The organism is Pseudomonas sp. St29 (assembly GCF_001547915.1).
Classification (GTDB): Bacteria; Pseudomonadota; Gammaproteobacteria; order Pseudomonadales; family Pseudomonadaceae; genus Aquipseudomonas.
Genome location: NZ_AP014628.1, coordinates 4,760,794 through 4,777,819, shown reverse-complemented (window position 1 = coordinate 4,777,819; position 17,026 = coordinate 4,760,794). Strand labels below are relative to the sequence as shown.

Here is a 17,026-nt window from a genome sequence, read left to right as displayed (position 1 = left end):
AGAACCTCGTTCTGAGTAAGTGAGCCGGGCGTTGCCTTCTAGAGGGGCGACGGCGCGTTGTGCTCAGGTTCGTCGGGTATTTCAGGCTAATCGGCGGTTGATCAAATCTGCAGGCTGAACCTGGCCAGCCAGACTTCCGGTTCCGTTCGGAAACCTTTTGGGGTGTTGAGGCTGTGCTGGTAATCCAGGTCGACCTGAAGGTTTTTCCAGGCCAGGTTGAGGCCCAGGCTGGCCGCGCTCAGGTGCCGACTCTGGGCACCGTGTTCGGCCTTGATCCAACCGTTGTCCAGGCCCAGGCGCGGGGTGATCTTGAGCGGCAGGTCGCTGTTGAGCGGCAGGCGCAGGGTGTTGCGCCACACCGCGCCGATGGCGCCGGAGGCGCTGTTGAGGCGGTAGCCGCGCACCGCCGAATCGTCGGTGCCCAGCAGTTGTTCGATGGCCGGCAGCGGGTCCGGGCTGTACTGCGCCGAGAGCTGGCTCTGCCACTGCCAGCGCTGCTCGCCCAGCTGGCCGTTGCGCCACTGGCTGAGGCCGGCGCGGTACTTGCGAAACTGTGCCTGGGGCAGGTTGCGCTGCACCTGTTGCGAGTCGCGGTCGGCGCCGAACCAGGTCAGGCCCTGGGCGTAATTGACATCCAGGTTCCACACCGCGCTGTCGAGCCAGAACAGGTTGAGCCCGGCCTCGGCCACGGTCAGGGTCGGACTCTGGATCTGCAGGTGGGCCTTTTGCAGGTAGCTGTCCACATCCTTGTAGGCCAGTTGCAGGTTGGCGCTGAGCTGGTGGCTCTGGTCGCGCCACAGCACCCGGTCGGCGCGGCCGCTGACCATGTCGGTGCGGCCGCTGTTGTACAGGGTGGTGCGGGCCAGCTTCAGCGGCGCGCGGTATTCGGCGTGGCTGGCGAACAGGCTGTAGGTCCAGTAGCCGTAGGGCACCGAGTAGAACAGGCTGCTGCTGCGGCTGTAGCGCGGGCCGTGGTTGAGGGTGTCGCTGTAGTTCAGGTTCAGCGCGTCGTTGATCTGCAACGGGCTGTCGAGGTTGAGGTTGATCGACTGGCGGTCACGCCCGGTGCCGGCGCTGCCGAGGTTATCCACACCCAGGCCGAGTCCCCAGCGCGCGGCGCTGCTGCGTGAACGCAGGATGATCCGCGAGGCGCCGGGCTGGCTGCCGGGGGCGATGTCGGCGGTCAGGTCCAGGGAGCGCAGGCGGTTCAACTGGTCCAGGCCCTGTTCCAGGTCCCGCAGGTTCAGCGGCTTGCCGAGCATGCCGGGGAAGGCCCCGCCCAGGGACACCGGCAGGCTCTGGTCGGCCAGTTCGATGGCTTCGACGTAGCCTTCCTCCACCAGGATATCCAGGCTGTGCCCGGCGGCCGGGGTGCTGGCCAGGTACGGGCGGCTGGCAATGTAGCCGGCCTCGACATAGAGGCGAGTGATGGCCGCCAGCAACTGGTTGATCTGATTGACCCCCATGCACGGCGCGACATACGGCTTGATGGCGTCGTTGAGCCGGGTTTTGCCGAACAGGCTGACACCGCCGATGCGGGTGCCGCTCAGGGGCCAGCAGCGCTCGTCGCTGGCGGGCTGCCGGGGCAGGTCGGGGTTGGCCGGGGTGCTGCTGAAGCTGCCGCGCTGCATCTGCCGCTGGCGCTGTTCCAATTGCAGTTGTTGCAGGTCGCGTTGCTGTTGCTGCTGCAGGCGCAGGGCTTCCTGGCCCGGTTGCACGTCGGCCAGGGCCAGGGCCGGGGTCAGGCAGATCAGGCCCAGCAACAATCCCAGGCAGCCGTTGCCCATAGGGGCGAAAAGGGAGCGGTCAGTGCGTGATGAATAGGGCACTTGGCATCCTTACTGTAAAAAGACCAAGTGACGAACAACAGAAAAGCCGATCGTTGAGGCTCAACTAGTGACGTCGCTTTAAGTTCTGCACTGTGAATATGAGGCGCCGTCGATCGCTATATCGACGACCTATCTTCAAGTGCTCGCGAGTGACAATTCCTGAGTGAGAGCCGGGTGCTTCAATCTAAAATCAGGTATGACAAAAGGGTTGAGTGAGTTGCAGTGCAAACGTTACAGCGTGGTGTGAAACTAATTTTTCCAGGGGCGGTCAGCGGGGAAATATCTTGTTGAAATCGAGACTATCCGAAACTAAAAACTCGATTTGTACGTAAATTGTAAATGCATAGAAGGCTAACAAAAAAATCCTGGCGGCCTTGATTGGCAAGGGGTTCAGGCAATTGCTGAGAATCTGCAAAGGTAGGATGTTTGGTTGAATCAAGAACAGGTGTTGGAATGTGTGAAAGCAGCGCAATATCTGCGCGCCGCACACCGAGTGTTTACGGCTAGTTGCTCTTTCTACCTGAGTAGTTGCTCTAGTCTTGTTGTTCGTTAATTGAAGTCATGTTGCTCGGGGAATGCCTTAGAGTCGGACTCTTGAATGACATGCCCGTAATGCCGAGTGTTTTTCCCCCTGTACTGGCGTATATCCGGAGTTTGTCGGCCGCTGTTGCGCCGGCCGGGCTAGGGGAATCCCTTAGTTGTCGATTGGATGTTGCCGGTCATATCAAGTGCCTGGCGCGGCCGCCAGGCACTTGATGTGCGAGGGTCATTGCGGACTTGAGCGTCCGGTCATTTCCCGGGCCATTTCACTGGCGTAGCTGTCGGTCATGCCGGCGATGAAATCGATCATGCGCAGGAACGAGGTGTGCAGCGGCCAGTTCGGATCCGGCGCGTTGTTGCCCAGCAGATCGAGGATCCGCCGGTTCTTGAACGACGGCGTCTTGCCGCCGTGCTGCTCCAGTGCCGCGCCGCAGAACGAGTTCAGCAGGATTTCCAGGGTGGTGTAGGCGCCGATCTCGTGCAGGGTCTTGCGCTTGTCCTGGAAGATCTTGCGCCGTGCCACGTCCTTGGCATTGAGCACGCAACGCTTGGCCGGGCCATGCATGTGCTCCACCAGATCGCCGTGCAGGGTGCCGGCCAGCAGGGCGTCCTGCTGTTCGACAAAGGCTCGGGCGGCAGCGTTGGTCAGGTGCTCGATGGCCTTGCCCCGCAGGATCGCCAGGCGCCGCCGGCGCGAATCCCCCGGGCCCAGCTGGCGATAGGTTTCCGGCAGGTCGTCGCCCACCAGCCCCAGCAGCAGGGACTCGACTTCGGCGTACTCCAAGAGGTCCATCTCCAGCCCGTCTTCCAGGTCGATCAGGGCGTAGCAGATGTCGTCCGCGGCTTCCATCAGGTACACCAGCGGATGCCGGGCCCAGCGCTGGTCTTCCAGTTGTGGCAGGCCGAGCTTGTGGGCGATCTGCTCCAGCAGCGGCAATTCGCTCTGGTAGCAGCCGAACTTGTGCTTCTTGTAGCCCAGGGAGTCGGCGTGGCGCGCGGTCCAGGGGTACTTGAGGTAGGTGCCGAGGGTGGCGTAGGTGAGCCGGGTGCCGCCGTCGAACTGGTGATATTCGAGCTGGGTGAGGACCCGGAAACCCTGGGCATTGCCTTCGAAATTGAGGAAGTCCTGGCGTTCGGCCTCGCTCATCGCGTCCAGCCAGCCACGCCCGGCGGCCTGCTGGAACCAGTGGCGGATGGCGTCTTCGCCGGAATGGCCGAAGGGCGGGTTGCCGATGTCATGGGCCAGGCAGGCCGACTGCACGATCATCCCCAGGTCGCTGGGTTCGCACCAGTCGGGCAGGGCGTCGCGCAGCGTCTCGCCGACACGCATGCCCAGGGAGCGACCGACGCAGCTGACTTCCAGGGAGTGGGTCAGGCGGGTGTGGATATGGTCGTTGCTGGACACCGGGTGCACCTGGGTCTTGCGTCCCAGGCGGCGAAAGGCGCCGGAGAAGATGATACGGTCATGGTCTTTATGGAAAGGGCTACGGCCGAGTTCTTCCGGGCTGTGCACTGGCTTTCCGAGGCGTTCGCGGTTGAGCAGGGTCTGCCAATCCAAGGCGGGGTCTCTCCGAAAAAAACTGAAGGGCAGAGCTTCCGGGTTCCCGGGCGCCGCCGCAAGAGGCGCATGGCCTGCGCTGGTGCATCTATAGGGCTGACGCCTTCTCTGGCAAGCCAGCTCCTACGCGGAAATGGCGTGGCCTGCGCCCCCAGCTGTAGGAGCCGGCTTGCCGGCGAAAGGGCCCGCAGCCCGTGCACCCATCGTGTCGCTGCGCGGGGCTACAAGCCGGCGGCGTCGATGTCGATCAGCAGCAGGCGCTGGCCGTTGTCGAAGAACTGGCCGGCGGTCAGGCAGTACTGGTTGCTGGTGGCGTCGCGATAGGTGCTGGACAGGGTCAGGCGCCGTTCCTCCCAGCCTTCGGCCAGCAGGTGATAGAAGTACGGCCGCCAGGACCAGTTGTGGCCGACGTAGCTGCTGTCGGCCTGCCAATGGTTGTGGCGCCATTCCAGGTTCGGGGTCAGTTGGGTGCCGTGGCGATCGCACTGGTAGAAGCGCAGCAGCCAGGGAAAGGCCGTGACCTCGGGCAACTGGCTGATGGGTGCCTGGGCTTGGGCCCAGGCCTGCAGCAGGTGCATCAGTTCCGCCAGTTGCAGGCGCATGTGCATCAGGCGATTGCGTTCAGCCAGCTTGTGCCGCACGTAGCGCTCGCGCAGGCGGGCGAAGGGCTGGACGAAGGCATCACTGGCGAACAGCTGTTCCTGGGCCCGGGCAAACAGAAAGCCCTGGACATAGCGCGAGCCGCACTCCAGGGCGAAATCCAGCTCGGCCTCGGTTTCCACCCCTTCGGCGATGATCCAGCAGCCGGTCTTTTCCGCCATCAGGGCCAGGGCCTTGACCACGTCGCTGCTGGGGCCGCCGCGGGCGGCGGCCTGGAACAGGCGCATGTCGAGCTTGAGGATGTCCGGTTGCAGGGCCAGCACCCGGTCCAGTTGCGAGTAGCCGGCGCCGAAGTCGTCGATGGCGATCCGCGCCCCGGCCTGGCGGTAGCGCGCCACCACTTCGCTCAGACGCTGGCTGTTGCCCCCCAGCTCGGTGATTTCGAAGACGATGCGCCGTGGGTCGACGGCGTTGTGCTGGATCTGCCTGAGGCTCGGCAGGGCCTGCCCGGGCCTGAGCCGGCTGATCCAGCGCGGGGAGATGTTCAGGCTCAGGAACCAGTCCGCCGGGGCCTCGTGCAGGCGCCGCAGGGCGTCGTCGCGGACCTGGCGGTCAAGGCGCCGCAAAGCGCTGGAAGGGGTACGCGGATCGGCGAACAGCGGTCCCACCGACGTCAGCTGGCCATTGCTCTGGCGCAGGCGGCCCAGGGCCTCGACCCCGGCGATCCGCCCGGTGGCGGTATCGATGAACGGCTGGAAGCAGGCGAGCGGTTGCCCGTCGATCACAGAGCCTCCTTATAAGATTCTTGTGGTTAGGAAGTCTTGGCTGCCGGGTGCACAGGCAGGAGTCGGCCCCTTGGTTAAGGGGCCGATCGGGGTTGCATAGCAAGAATGCAGCCAGATGTGGAACCGCCAGTGACAGGTCGGTTGCGCAGGGGCGATCAGGGCTTGCGCGAAGTGCCTTGCAGCGCCAGCCGGATCAGCGGCAGCAGGCTGGTGCCCAGACGAACCAGGCGCGTGAGGCCGCCGGTGCCGCCGCTCTTCGCACCCTTGCCGGTGAGGAACCCCAGCAGGGTCACCACCGCCACGCCCCAGAGTGGTGCGTGCTTGATGCCAAAGCCTTCCTGCCAGCTTTGTCCCAGGCCACGCACCCGTTGCAGGGGTTGCAGCAGTTGCTGGGACTCGTGGCGGATTTCCTGGCGGTGCATTTCCATGCGCAGGCGAATCAGTACCTTGCGCATCTCCCGGCGTGAGGTGTTCTGCGGAATGTCGGGCAAGTTCATGGCAGCAGGCGCTCCCGATCGTTGGCCAGCTCTTCGAGCGTGGCGTGGAAGGGCGAGGATTCATCGAAGATCGCCGCTTTCAGGCGCAGGCCGCAGAACAGCGCCGCCAGGGCATAGAACACGCACAGACCGATGATGCCGGCCAGGCGATAGCTGTCCCACAACAGGATCAGCACCAGCGCCGACAGCCCCACCAGCAACAGCAGGGCGAACACCAGGGCCAGCCCGGCGAACAGCAGCAGGCTGACGGTGCGGGCCTTCTGCTCCTGCAACTCGATGCCGAACAGTTCTACGTGGCTGTGCAGCAGGCCCAGAACCGCGGCTCCCAGACGCCGGGAGGACGCGCTTGGACCGCTGCCGGACGAAGTGGATTCGCCGATAGCCATATCAGCGCCGCGTCGCCAGCAGGCCGATCAGAAAGCCCACGCCGGCGGCGATCCCGACCGACTGCCAAGGGTTGCTCTGCACGTAGTCCTCGGCGGCGGTGACGGCGGCCTGGCCGCGCTGGCGCAGGGATTCCTCGGTCAGTTGCAGGGTTTCCCGGGCCTTGAGCAGGCTTTCGTGGATCTGTTCGCGCAGTTCGTCAGCCTGGTCGCCAGCCAGGGTCGCGGTGTGTTCCAGCAGACGCTCCGTGTCACTGACCAGTGCCTGAAAATCCGCCATCAGTACTTCTTGAGCCGTCTTCGCCGTTTTGCTGGCCATGGTTGTTTCTCCGTTGATTGCGTGTGTGAGCTATGAGTGTGAGCCCTGAGTGAAGGTTCACTGTAATTGCCTGGTACAGCTTTTGCTTTGTCCTGGTGCGCAAGACGTCGGGCTTGCGCCGAAAACGAGCGAGGGTGGCGCGCTAGCCCGCGTAAACCCTGGCCGAAAAATCACAACCTCAAGGTCAATCTGCTTTCCGTGGTCTTGCGTCCGCTGCCTGGCGCGCCAAAACGGTTCACCGACAGCGCGGATCGCGCACCCGGGGAGCCAACTTGGTGCAAGGTCGGCTGCAGGGTGCGGGAGATGATGGCCGATTTCGGATCTGCCTACTCCATGGAAAATCTGCAAAGCGCTGTGGACACCCTGGTCCACGGTTCCAACACCCTGTTCATCCTGATCGGGGCGGTCATGGTCCTGGCCATGCACGCCGGTTTTGCCTTCCTTGAGGTTGGCACCGTGCGCCTGAAAAATCAGGTCAATGCGCTGTCGAAGATCCTCAGTGACTTCGCCGTCTCGACCCTGGCCTATTTCTTTATAGGCTATTGGATCTCCTACGGCGTGAGCTTCCTGCAACCGGCCGCGGTCATCAGCGCCGATCACGGCTATGGCCTGGTGAAGTTCTTCTTTCTGCTGACCTTCGCCGCGGCGATCCCGGCGATTATCTCCGGCGGCATCGCCGAGCGCGCGCGTTTTGTGCCGCAATTGTGCGCCACGGTGCTGATCGTGGCCTTCGTCTACCCGTTTTTCGAGGGCCTGGTGTGGAACGGCAATTTTGGCGTGCAAGCCTGGTTGCAACAGCGCTTTGGCGCCGGGTTCCATGATTTCGCCGGGTCGGTGGTGGTGCACGCAATGGGCGGCTGGCTGGCGCTGGCGGCGGTGCTGTTGCTGGGGCCGCGCAACGGACGCTATCGCGACGGCAAGCTGGTGGCGTTCGCGCCGTCGAGCATTCCGTTCCTGGCCCTGGGCTCGTGGATCCTGATTGTCGGCTGGTTCGGCTTCAACGTGATGAGCGCCCAGACCTTGCAAGGGGTCAGCGGCCTGGTGGCGGTGAACTCGCTGATGGCCATGGTCGGCGGCACCGTGGCTGCATTGATCGTCGGGCGCAATGACCCGGGCTTTCTGCACAACGGGCCACTGGCCGGGCTGGTGGCGATCTGCGCCGGTTCTGACGTGATGCACCCGGTAGGGGCCCTGGTGACCGGGGCGATTGCCGGGGCCTTGTTCGTCTGGTGCTTCATCGCTGCCCAGAGCCGCTGGAAGATCGACGACGTGCTCGGGGTCTGGCCGTTGCATGGCCTGTGCGGCGCGTGGGGCGGGATTGCCTGCGGGATCTTCGGCCAGAGCGCGTTGGGCGGCTTGGGCGGGGTCAGCCTGGCCAGTCAGGTGTTCGGCACCGGCCTCGGGGTGCTGGTGGCGCTGCTGGGCGGTTTTACCGTGTATGGCCTGATCAAGGCCGCCTGCGGGCTGCGCCTGACCCAGGAGCAGGAGTACTACGGCGCCGACCTGTCGCTGCACAAGATCGGTGCGGTGAGTCAGGACTGAGGCACCCACGGCCCTGGCGGCGTCACGCCCAGGGCCATTGCAGGGCGGCCTCAACCGCCCTGCAGGCGGGCTTCGCAGGCCTCGATCGCGGCCTGGGAGCCGGACACCAGCACCCGGTCGCCGGCCTGCAGGCGCGGTGCCGGATTCAGCGGCAGGTCGTTGCCGTTGCGTTGCACACCTTGCACATCCACCCCCAGGGCCTCCAGGCCGAGCTCTTGCAGCAGCCGGTTGCAGGCGTGGGCGTCGGCGTCCAGGTTCACCGCGTGCATCTGCACCGCCGGCGGTTCGTGATTGTCCTGGGTCGTGCTTTGCGCGCCGTGGTAGAAACCGTGCAGCAGGCGATAGCGGCTGTGGCGCACTTCGTCCACGCTACGTTGCACCCGCTGCTCCGGCAGGCCAAGCATGATCAGTGCGTGGGAGGCCAGCATCAGGCTCGACTCCAGCAATTCGGGCACCACTTCGTTGGCACCGGCGGCCTTGAGTTCGGCCAACTGGCTGTCGTCCCGGGTCCGCACCAGGATCGGCACGTTGCGGTCCAGGCGCCGCGCGGCCTTGAGTACCGCCAGGGCGATGTCGGTCTTGTCCACGGCAATCACCAGCAGACGGGCCCGCTCCAGGCCCACCGCGGCCAGCAGGTCGCCACGGCGGCAATCGCCGTAGTGCACACAGCTCTCCGCCGCCGAGGCTTCCTGGACCCGCACCGGATCATCATCCAGGGCAATGAAACGCAGGTGCTCGTGCCGCAGGAAACGCCCGATGGACTGGCCGACCCGGCCATAGCCGCAGATCACGACATGGCCCTGCAGCTCGGCGTTCTGCGCGCTGATCTCCTCCAGCTGGGCGGCCTGGTTGGGCTTGCGGTGCAGGCTCGCGGTGATCACCGGCGCGGCCCGCAGCAACAGTGGGGTCAGCAGCATGGAGCTGAAGGTGGCGGCCAGCAGCAGGCTGCTCAAGTGGGACGGGATCATCTGGGTCTGTTGCATCTGCGCCATCAGGGCGAAGCAGAATTCGCCGCCCTGGGCCAGGGCCAGGCCGCTGCGCCAGGCCGTCTCGCCGTCGCTGCCGCGCAGCTTGAGCAGGATCGCCACCACGCTGCCCTTGATCAGCAGCAGGGCCAGGGTCAGGCCGAGGATCAGCAGGCTGTGATCGATGAACAGTTGCAGGTCGATGAGCATGCCGATGCTGACGAAGAACAGTCCGAGCAGAATGTCGCGGAACGGGCGGATATCGGCTTCGATCTGGTGCCGGTAATGGCTTTCTCCCAGGAGCATGCCGGCGAGGAAGGCGCCCAGGGCCGGCGACAGGCCGAGCAGGTGGGTGAGCCAGGCGGTCAGCAGCACGATCACCAGGGCCAGTAGCACGAAGAGCTCGGCGGAGTGGGAGGCGGCGACTTCATGGAACAAGCGCGGCAGCAGCCAGCGGCTGGCCAGCAGCAGGCCGAAGAACAGCACCAGGGTCTTGCCCAGCGTCGCCGGCAGGGCCCAGTACCAGGCGTGCTCGCTGTTGCCGGCGAAGACCGGCACCAGGGTCAGCAACAGCACCGCCACCACGTCCTGGAACAGCAGCACGCCGATGGCGTTCTGCCCGTGGCTGCTGAAGATCTCGCCGAGGCTGGTCAGCTCCTTGCTGACAATCGCGGTGGAGGACAGGGCCAGCCCGGTGCCGAGCATCAGCGCCGCGCTCAGGGGCATGCCGAACAAGGCCAGCACTCCCCCCAGGATCAGCCCGGTGCACAGCACTTGCAGGCTGCCCAGGCCAAACACCACATGGCGCAGGGCGAGCATCTTCGACAGGGAGAATTCCAGGCCCAGGGAGAACAGCAGGAACACCACGCCCAGTTCGGCCAGGTCCGGCAATTCTTCACTGTCGTTGACCCAGTCCAGGGCGGTGGGCCCGACCATCAGGCCGACGGACAGGTAGCCCAGAACCGGCGGCAGGCTCAGGCGCCGGAACAGCGCGATGACCACCAGTGACGAGGCGAGAATGATCAGCAGATTGGCAAACAACGGGCATCTCCGGACAAGGGGGCGGGCAGGGCAAAGCCTAGAGGCAAAAAAGCGGCGAGGATCGCCTGGACGGCAAAAAAACACCCTGACTCACGTCATTCTTTGTCGAGAATGCTTCATATTCATGAGCCTCAGAATCTGCCTGTCCGGGGGCTGTCCGCCTGCCGCAGCATTCTCGGAGCAGAGCCACGCAGGGGCACGGATCCCGGGTCAGCCAGGACCAGGAGCGGGTCGACGGCTTGCCTGCTCGCGCCTAAAATAGGCACCTGTTCTTCACACGGTTGCCCTGTCATGCCCCCTGAATGCCAATTGTTCGGCACCCTTGGTTGCCATTTGTGCGAACTGGCCGAGGCCGAGTTGATGCCGCTGGTGGAGCACGGCCTGATGGTCGAGCTGGTGGATATCGCCGAGAGTCAGGAGCTGTTCGAAACCTATGGCCTGCGCATTCCGGTGTTGCGCCGCGTGGACAATGGCGGCGAGCTGGGCTGGCCCTTCGATGCCGAACAGGTGGTGGCGTTCCTGCGCTGACCCCCGGGTAGCCGGGGCGCGACTTCCGCCTGTCGCCCGTCCCCGGAATTCATTGGCGAGATCCGTCGATTCGGTTACTGTATGCATATACAGCTATCGAGGAGTCTCGCCATGTCTCTCACTTTCCTGACCGGTTCCGAACGCTCACAGCCGTTGCCAGCCCGTTTCCTGGAGCAGGGTGACGGTGACTGTGCCTCCCTGGCCAGTGAGCCCATCGGCAACGGTTTTTCCCTTGACCGGACCCTGGGGCTGGGGGCTCCGCAGATCCACGGCCTGCTGGTGGATGACGACAACCTGCTGGGGTTCGGCATCTACCCCGGAGACCGGTTGATCGTCGATCGCTCGGCCACTCCGGTGGTGGATCAGTACCTGGTGGTAAGGCCCCGGGGCGCGGCTGAATACTCCCTGCGCCTGCTGGCTCCCGATCCTCGGGGCGGTCTGTTGCTCAAGGCGGCGCGGCCTTCAATTCCCTCCATGGCGCTGGATGACCCGGACTCGATCGAGATCTGGGGCGTGGTGCTGTGGGTGGTCAGTTATGTGGGGCGCAAGCAGCCCTGATGGATGTGGCGCACGCTTCGAATCGTTAAAGGAATACATGATGGTCAATGTCGAACAACTGAAAAACAGCGTGAACGGCATGTCTGCCGATGTGGTTCGGGAGGCGGTGCTGGAGCTGCGCCTGGACGGACTGGTCACCGAAGGCAAGACGCCCTTCAACAAGTTGCATTTCAATACCTGCTTTGCCGAGATCGAGGCCCTGTTCCAGCGTGCCGGTTACCATCGGCAACTGGATGTGGTGGGTTACCAGGGGCTGCTGTACGCCCTCTATGATCCGGGCCGCTGGGAGGCGGTGGATGTGCTGCGCTGGCTCAAGGAGTTCACCGAGGCTGCCGCGCAGGCCCGGCATTCGTGCGCTTGAGGCCGGGCAAACTGATCCTAGGTTTCCCGGGGGCTGCTGTTGGATAATGCCGCCTCGCATTGAACCCTCGAGCTTTGTCATGTCCTCCGCGAGTTTTTCTGCTGCACAGCATCAAGCCAGCACCTTGTACCTGCCCCCCGGCTCCTGGCCGACGGTGCTGGACTGCCTGTGCGATCACTTCAAGGCCATCAGCCGCGAGCAATGGCTGGATCGCATCGCCCGTGGTCGGGTGCTGGACGGGCAGGGCCAGCCCATCAGTGTGGACCTGGCCTATCGCGAAGGCCTGCGGATTCATTATTTCCGCGAGGTGCCGGACGAGAAGGTGATCCCGGTGCAGGAGACCATCCTCTACGCCGACGAGCATCTGGTGGTGGCGGACAAACCGCATTTCCTCCCGGTCACCCCGGCGGGCGAGTATGTCGAGCAGACCTTGCTGCGCCGTCTGATCCGGCGCCTGGACAACCCGCACCTGGTGCCCTTGCACCGCATCGACCGGCACACCGCCGGGCTGGTGCTGTTTTCCGCCGATCCGGGCAGTCGTTCGGCCTATCAGGCGCTGTTCCCCACCCGGCGGATCGAGAAACGCTACGAGGCCATTGCCGGCGCCTTGCCGCACCTGAGCTTTCCCCTGGTGCACAAGAGCCGCCTGGTGGACGGCGAGCCCTTTTTCCGCATGCAGGAAGGCGCGGGCGCAAGCAACACCGAAACCGCCATTGAGGTCAGGGAAAAGCACGGCGACCTGTGGCGTTACGCGCTGTACCCGGTGACCGGCAAGAAGCACCAGTTGCGCGTGCACATGAGCGCGCTGGGGGCGGCGATTTGCAACGACCCGTTCTACCCCGAGGTGCTCAAGGATGCCGAGGACGATCATGCCAGGCCGCTCAAGCTGCTGGCCCAGGGGCTGCGTTTCATCGATCCGCTGACCGGACAGGAACGCGAATTCGAGAGCCGCATCCGCCTGCAGTGGTGAAAACCCTTTCGCAGAAACAATAAAACCCGCACCAGGCGGGTTTCATTGCATGCAGATCGCTAGCCGTCGGACTTACAGCTCCTTGACGGTGCGGACCTGATCCTTGTTGATGCGGGTGCGCTTGCCGTCCAGCTGTTCGAACTCGTAGAAGCCCGAGTCCTTGTCGTATTGGGGGGTGTCGACGGCCTGGATTTCGCGACCGTCATTCAAGGTGATCACTGATGGCGAAGCGCAACCGGCAAGCGTGGCCAGGCCCAGTGCGAGCATGAAAGTGGCGAGGGTCCGATGAGTCATTGTGTGTCTCCGAAATGAGTACTTTTGAGTGCTGGTCTTCAGACGTATGGTGCGTCTGCAAGTTCCTTGGCCAGGTGCATTCTGCCACGTTGTCAGACAGATCGTAGGCGTTCAGCGAGTTATCTTGACTAGTGTCGCGTGCCTGGCCGCGCAGGCGGATGCCTGTTCCTGGCGGCCTGCGCAGGACCGTCCCAGGGGATTGCCGGCCGCCAGGGGCGGCGGATCGGAGCGCTGTGATATAACACCGGGCTGTTTCTCTTACCTCAGGATCGAGCCTATGAAAGCCAAGGCTGATGTACCTTTTGTTCCCCTGAACATTGCGGTGTTGACCGTCAGTGATACCCGCACCCTGGAAACCGACACTTCCGGACAGGTCTTCGTCGAGCGTCTGGGCGCCGCGGGTCATCGTCTGGCCGCACGGGTGTTGCTCAAGGACGATCTGTACAAGATCCGCGCCCAGGTCGCCACCTGGATCGCCGACGAACAGGTGCAGGTGGTGCTGATCACCGGCGGTACCGGCTTTACCGGTCGCGACAGTACCCCGGAGGCGGTGGCCTGCCTGCTGGACAAGCAGGTCGACGGTTTCGGTGAACTGTTCCGGCAGATTTCGGTGGCCGATATCGGCACCTCCACCGTGCAGTCCCGCGCGTTGGCCGGGCTGGCCAACGGTACCCTGGTGTGCTGCCTGCCGGGCTCCACCAATGCGGTGCGCACCGGCTGGGATGGCATCCTCGCCGAGCAACTGGATGCGCGCCACCGGCCGTGCAATTTCGTTCCCCATCTGAAACAGGCGGCGGCTTGTGAATCCCGTGGGTAAGCCGGGCAAGCTCGGCGCCTTGATGCCGGTTGAGCAGGCGCTGGAGCGTTTGCTGGCCATGGCCGCGGCGGCGCCGATTGTCGAGCGCGAATCATTGCCCCTGGCGGCCACTCAGGGCCGGGTGCTGGCCGAGGCGCTGATCTCCAGCCTGGACCTGCCGCCCTGGCCCAACAGCGCCATGGACGGCTACGCCTTGCGCCTGGAGGACTGGAAGGGCGAGCCCCTGCCGGTCAGCCAGCGGATCTTCGCCGGACAGTCCCCCGAGCCGTTGCAACCGGGAACCTGCGCGCGGATTTTTACCGGCGCGCCAGTGCCGGCCGGGGCGGATTGCGTTGAGATGCAGGAAAACGTCCAGGTTCAGGACGATCAGCGGGTGCTGTTCAACCAAGCCTTGAAGATCGGCCAGAACATCCGTCCCCAGGGGCAGGAAACCACGGTGGGCGAGCAGGTGCTCGCAGCTGGGACACGCTTGGGGCCGATCGAGCAGGGGCTGGCGGCTTCCCTGGGATGTGCCGAACTGGTCGTGGTGCGGCGGGTCCGGGTGGCGGTGTTGTCCACCGGTGACGAGTTGGTGGAGCCGGGCCAGGCCCTGGGCCCCGGGCAGATCTACAACAGCAACCGGGTACTGCTGTGCAGCTGGTTGCAGCGCCTGGGCTGCGAAGTGCTGGACGCTGGCATCCTGCCCGATGACCTGCCCGCGACCCGCCAGCGCCTGGCGGAGTTGGGCGAGGTCGATCTGATCCTCTCCACCGGCGGGGTGTCGGTGGGGGAGGCGGACTTTCTCGGGATGGCCCTGCGCGAAGCCGGCGAACTGACGCTGTGGAAGCTGGCGATCAAACCCGGCAAGCCCCTGACCGTCGGCCATTTTCGCGGTGTGCCGGTGATCGGTCTGCCGGGCAACCCGGCTTCCACCCTGGTGACCTTTGCCCTGCTGGCGCGGCCGTACCTGCTGCGGCGCCAGGGTGTGCAGCAGGTGCAGCCATTGCGCTTCCAGGTGCCTGCCGGTTTTGTCTGGCCCCAACCGGGCAATCGTCGCGAGTACCTGCGCGGGCGCCTGGAGAACGGGCGAGCGATCATCTATCGCAACCAGAGCTCGGGGGTGTTGCGCAGCGCGGCCTGGGCGGAAGGTCTGGTGGAAGTGCAGGAAGGCCGGACCCTGGAAGAGGGCGATTGGGTCAGCTTCATTCCGTTGAGCGAGGTGCTGGATTGATCGAGGGCGGGCCCGGTTCGGTGTCGGGCCCGCGCCTCGCGGTTCAGCGCAGCAGGAGCAACAGCAGCAGGCCGAAGCGGCTGTGGAACCCCCAGGCCACCAGCCCCGCCATTATCGAGGCCGCCAGCGTCAGCCAGCCCACGCGCTTGAGTATCGACAGCAGCCTGGAATGAGGCGCTTGCGCCTCGCAGGAGAGCGGCAGATCGAACTCCGGTGACGGGTGCCCCGTCAGCCAGGAGCTGTCCTTGATGCGGGTCAGGGGTGAATGCCCCCGTGGATAAAACCCCTTGTCGTTCATGACGATTCACTTCCCTGTATGAGGCGTCAGCGCCTGGCATGCACAGTCACTGATTGGCCCGGCAGGGTCAATTCAGGCAATTCTCATTCTGCAGTCAGAAAATTTACTTTAAGTCCTGCACCTTTTTTCAGGTCCTCGGGGCTGTTGCGCCAGACTCATGGGCTCGACGCGGTTTCAGCGAGTGCCGGGGGCGATCGGGGCCCGGCCATACAGGTCGTTGAAGCGCACGATGTCGTCTTCGCCCAGGTATTCGCCGCTCTGCACTTCAATCATGACCAGGTCGATGACCCCGGGATTGCTCAACCTGTGGGGGCGCCCGGGTTTGATAAAGGTCGATTCATTGGTGTCGAGCAGGAGTTCGTCTTCTCCGTTGGTCACCCGGGCCATGCCGCTGACCACGATCCAGTGCTCGCTGCGGTGGTGATGCATCTGCAGGGACAGTGAGGCACCGGGCTTGACCTCGATGCGCTTGATCTTGAAGCGCGGCCCTTCCTCGAGCACGGTGTAGGCGCCCCAGGGGCGGTTCACGGTGCGGTGCAGCCGGTAGGCATTGTGGCCCAGGCGCTTGAGCTCCTGGACGATCAGTTTGACGTCCTGGCTGCGCTTGCCATCGGCGATCAGCAGCGCGTCCGGGGTGTCGACGATGATCAGGTTGTCCAGGCCGACTGCGCCCACCAGGCGCTGGCGCGAATCGATGTAGCAATTGCTGACTTCGTGCAGCACGGTGTCACCGGTGCACTGGTTGCCCTGTTCGTCCGCCGGGATCAGCTCGCGCACCGCCTGCCAGGAGCCGATATCGCTCCAGCCGAGCTGGCAGGGCACCACGGCGACTTTCTCCGAGCGTTCCATCACCGCGTAGTCGATGGAGATGTCCGGCGCCTGGGCGAAGCTGTCGCTCTCCAGCTCCACTTGCAACTCGTGGGGGCCTTCCTTGCGGTAGCTCCGCTCCAGGCAGTGCTCGACGGCGCTGAGCACCTGCGGCACGAACTCCCGCAGCTCCTGAAGAATCGCGTCGGCACGCATGCAGAACATGCCGCCGTTCCACAGGTGCTGGCCGCCCTCGACGTAGCACTGGGCGGTGGCGGCATCGGGTTTCTCGACAAAGCGCCTGACCTGGAAGCTGTGGTCGTCCAGAGCCTGACCTTTCTCGATATAGCCGAAGCCGGTTTCCCCATGGGTGGGCACCAGGCCGAAGGTCACCAGCCAGCCTTGTTCGGCCAGTGGCCGGGCGCTGTCCACCGCGGCGGCGAATGCCGCGACATCCTTGATCAGGTGATCGGCGGGCAGTACCAGCAGTTGTGCGTCAGCGCCGTAGCGCTGGCTGACATGCAGCGCCGCGGCGGCGATGGCCGGCGCGGTGTTGCGACCAAAGGGTTCGAGGATGAAGTCCAGCTCGATCCGCGCCTGGTTCAGCGGGCGATAGTCGTCCAGGGTGCGGAAGAACACCTCGCGGTTGGTCACCGTCAGCAGCCGTTCGACGCCCTTGAGTGCGGCAGCGCGGGCGAAGGTCTTCTGCAGCAGGCTGTCGCCGTCGGGCAGGCGCATGAAGGGTTTGGGCGCGGCCTCGCGGGATACCGGCCACAGGCGGGCGCCGGCGCCGCCAGCAATGATGCAGGGAATGAGAGTGCTCACTCAGTGGGTCTCGCGGAACATGATGATGGGCGCCATGGTGCGCCAGCGGATGCGCAGATCAAAGCGGATTGATTGGTTTTCGCTGTGGCGCGCAGCGAATTCCAAAGGTTGAGAGATTGTTCCAGGCGGTCGCTTGAGGTCGCTCGGCCATTGGTTTGCGCCCGGCCAGGGGGAAGCGGCTGCAAGTGCTGAAGGGGCGACAGCTGACTCAGCCTGATCCGGGGCGGGCCGCCCGGACAGATCCGCGGCAGGTAAAAATTAATCGACGGGACAGACTTTTTTCGCATGGCCCGGGGTCA

17 protein-coding genes are annotated in these 17,026 nt (G+C 64.5%); 7 read left to right on the top strand and 10 right to left on the bottom strand.

The window, feature by feature from the left end; all coding sequences use genetic code 11:
- Positions 1–101 precede the first annotated feature (101 nt).
- From PST29_RS20995 to PST29_RS20965, 6 genes are all read right to left on the bottom strand, one after another.
- Positions 102–1,829, bottom strand: a complete 1,728-nt coding sequence (locus PST29_RS20995; protein ID WP_060844271.1) for a ShlB/FhaC/HecB family hemolysin secretion/activation protein — start codon at positions 1,827–1,829, stop codon at positions 102–104.
- 766 nt (positions 1,830–2,595) lie between these two features.
- Positions 2,596–3,927, bottom strand: coding sequence for a deoxyguanosinetriphosphate triphosphohydrolase (locus PST29_RS20985; protein ID WP_060840397.1), 1,332 nt, complete (start codon positions 3,925–3,927; stop codon positions 2,596–2,598).
- A gap of 221 nt (positions 3,928–4,148) precedes the next feature.
- Complete coding sequence (locus PST29_RS20980; protein ID WP_060840396.1) at positions 4,149–5,312, bottom strand: EAL domain-containing protein; 1,164 nt, start codon at positions 5,310–5,312, stop codon at positions 4,149–4,151.
- A 155-nt stretch (positions 5,313–5,467) separates the two neighbouring features.
- Positions 5,468–5,809 (bottom strand): hypothetical protein, encoded by a 342-nt coding sequence (locus PST29_RS20975; RefSeq protein ID WP_060840395.1) that lies wholly within the window; start codon positions 5,807–5,809, stop codon positions 5,468–5,470.
- A complete protein-coding gene (locus PST29_RS20970) occupies positions 5,806–6,195 on the bottom strand; it encodes a phage holin family protein (RefSeq protein WP_016965309.1) in 390 nt (129 codons plus the stop codon). Before PST29_RS20970 ends, PST29_RS20975 begins: the two co-directional genes overlap by 4 nt.
- A 1-nt stretch (position 6,196) precedes the next feature.
- Positions 6,197–6,511 carry a DUF883 family protein gene (locus PST29_RS20965; RefSeq protein ID WP_060840393.1) on the bottom strand — a complete coding sequence of 105 codons (315 nt, stop codon included), beginning with the start codon at positions 6,509–6,511 and terminating at the stop codon, positions 6,197–6,199.
- A 333-nt stretch (positions 6,512–6,844) separates the two neighbouring features.
- Between PST29_RS20965 and PST29_RS20960 the strand changes: the two genes are divergently transcribed.
- A complete protein-coding gene (locus tag PST29_RS20960) occupies positions 6,845–8,053 on the top strand; it encodes an ammonium transporter (RefSeq protein ID WP_060845164.1) in 1,209 nt (402 codons plus the stop codon).
- A 50-nt stretch (positions 8,054–8,103) separates the two neighbouring features.
- Here the strand turns inward: PST29_RS20960 and PST29_RS20955 are convergent, their stop codons facing one another.
- Positions 8,104–10,059, bottom strand: coding sequence for a monovalent cation:proton antiporter family protein (locus PST29_RS20955; protein WP_060844270.1), 1,956 nt, complete (start codon positions 10,057–10,059; stop codon positions 8,104–8,106).
- Between the two features lie 291 nt (positions 10,060–10,350).
- Between PST29_RS20955 and PST29_RS20950 the strand changes: the two genes are divergently transcribed.
- The 4 genes from PST29_RS20950 to PST29_RS20935 all read left to right on the top strand — a co-directional run bounded on the left by PST29_RS20950 (position 10,351) and on the right by PST29_RS20935 (position 12,476).
- Positions 10,351–10,587 carry a glutaredoxin family protein gene (locus PST29_RS20950; protein WP_060840391.1) on the top strand — a complete coding sequence of 79 codons (237 nt, stop codon included), beginning with the start codon at positions 10,351–10,353 and terminating at the stop codon, positions 10,585–10,587.
- Positions 10,588–10,698: 111 nt separating this feature from the next.
- On the top strand, positions 10,699–11,145 hold the full coding sequence (locus PST29_RS20945; protein WP_060840390.1) for a S24 family peptidase: 447 nt from the start codon (positions 10,699–10,701) through the stop codon (positions 11,143–11,145).
- A 40-nt stretch (positions 11,146–11,185) separates the two neighbouring features.
- On the top strand, positions 11,186–11,506 hold the full coding sequence (locus PST29_RS20940; protein WP_060840389.1) for a hypothetical protein: 321 nt from the start codon (positions 11,186–11,188) through the stop codon (positions 11,504–11,506).
- A gap of 79 nt (positions 11,507–11,585) precedes the next feature.
- Positions 11,586–12,476, top strand: a complete 891-nt coding sequence (locus PST29_RS20935; protein ID WP_060844269.1) for a pseudouridine synthase — start codon at positions 11,586–11,588, stop codon at positions 12,474–12,476.
- A gap of 72 nt (positions 12,477–12,548) precedes the next feature.
- Here the strand turns inward: PST29_RS20935 and PST29_RS20930 are convergent, their stop codons facing one another.
- Positions 12,549–12,770, bottom strand: a complete 222-nt coding sequence (locus PST29_RS20930) for a YgdI/YgdR family lipoprotein (RefSeq protein WP_060840387.1) — start codon at positions 12,768–12,770, stop codon at positions 12,549–12,551.
- A 277-nt stretch (positions 12,771–13,047) separates the two neighbouring features.
- Between PST29_RS20930 and moaB the strand changes: the two genes are divergently transcribed.
- A complete protein-coding gene (gene moaB, locus PST29_RS20925; RefSeq protein ID WP_060840386.1) occupies positions 13,048–13,587 on the top strand; it encodes a molybdenum cofactor biosynthesis protein B in 540 nt (179 codons plus the stop codon).
- Positions 13,588–13,609: 22 nt separating this feature from the next.
- The gene (locus PST29_RS20920) at positions 13,610–14,797 is read left to right on the top strand and encodes a molybdopterin molybdotransferase MoeA (protein ID WP_162492871.1); all 1,188 of its coding nucleotides are present in this window, start codon (positions 13,610–13,612) and stop codon (positions 14,795–14,797) included.
- A 43-nt stretch (positions 14,798–14,840) separates the two neighbouring features.
- Here PST29_RS20920 and PST29_RS20915 read toward each other — a convergent pair whose 3' ends face one another.
- Together PST29_RS20915 and PST29_RS20910 are read right to left on the bottom strand one after the other, a co-directional pair.
- Positions 14,841–15,095 (bottom strand): hypothetical protein, encoded by a 255-nt coding sequence (locus tag PST29_RS20915; RefSeq protein WP_060844267.1) that lies wholly within the window; start codon positions 15,093–15,095, stop codon positions 14,841–14,843.
- A 174-nt stretch (positions 15,096–15,269) separates the two neighbouring features.
- Positions 15,270–16,727, bottom strand: coding sequence for a mannose-1-phosphate guanylyltransferase/mannose-6-phosphate isomerase (locus PST29_RS20910; RefSeq protein WP_060844266.1), 1,458 nt, complete (start codon positions 16,725–16,727; stop codon positions 15,270–15,272).
- Positions 16,728–17,026: the final 299 nt, after the last annotated feature.

What these genes read in the sequence shown, in the direction of transcription:
- PST29_RS20920 (WP_162492871.1), top strand. Translation starts at nt 13,610, where the DNA reads ATGCCGGTTGAGCAGGCGCTGGAGCGTTTGCTGGCCATGGCCGCGGCG.
- PST29_RS20950 (WP_060840391.1), top strand. Translation starts at nt 10,351, where the DNA reads ATGCCCCCTGAATGCCAATTGTTCGGCACCCTTGGTTGCCATTTGTGC.
- PST29_RS20915 (WP_060844267.1), bottom strand. Translation starts at nt 15,095, where the DNA reads ATGAACGACAAGGGGTTTTATCCACGGGGGCATTCACCCCTGACCCGC.
- PST29_RS20965 (WP_060840393.1), bottom strand. Translation starts at nt 6,511, where the DNA reads ATGGCCAGCAAAACGGCGAAGACGGCTCAAGAAGTACTGATGGCGGAT.
- PST29_RS20945 (WP_060840390.1), top strand. Translation starts at nt 10,699, where the DNA reads ATGTCTCTCACTTTCCTGACCGGTTCCGAACGCTCACAGCCGTTGCCA.
- PST29_RS20935 (WP_060844269.1), top strand. Translation starts at nt 11,586, where the DNA reads ATGTCCTCCGCGAGTTTTTCTGCTGCACAGCATCAAGCCAGCACCTTG.
- moaB (WP_060840386.1), top strand. Translation starts at nt 13,048, where the DNA reads ATGAAAGCCAAGGCTGATGTACCTTTTGTTCCCCTGAACATTGCGGTG.
- PST29_RS20970 (WP_016965309.1), bottom strand. Translation starts at nt 6,195, where the DNA reads ATGGCTATCGGCGAATCCACTTCGTCCGGCAGCGGTCCAAGCGCGTCC.
- PST29_RS20975 (WP_060840395.1), bottom strand. Translation starts at nt 5,809, where the DNA reads ATGAACTTGCCCGACATTCCGCAGAACACCTCACGCCGGGAGATGCGC.
- PST29_RS20940 (WP_060840389.1), top strand. Translation starts at nt 11,186, where the DNA reads ATGGTCAATGTCGAACAACTGAAAAACAGCGTGAACGGCATGTCTGCC.
- PST29_RS20930 (WP_060840387.1), bottom strand. Translation starts at nt 12,770, where the DNA reads ATGACTCATCGGACCCTCGCCACTTTCATGCTCGCACTGGGCCTGGCC.
- PST29_RS20960 (WP_060845164.1), top strand. Translation starts at nt 6,845, where the DNA reads ATGGAAAATCTGCAAAGCGCTGTGGACACCCTGGTCCACGGTTCCAAC.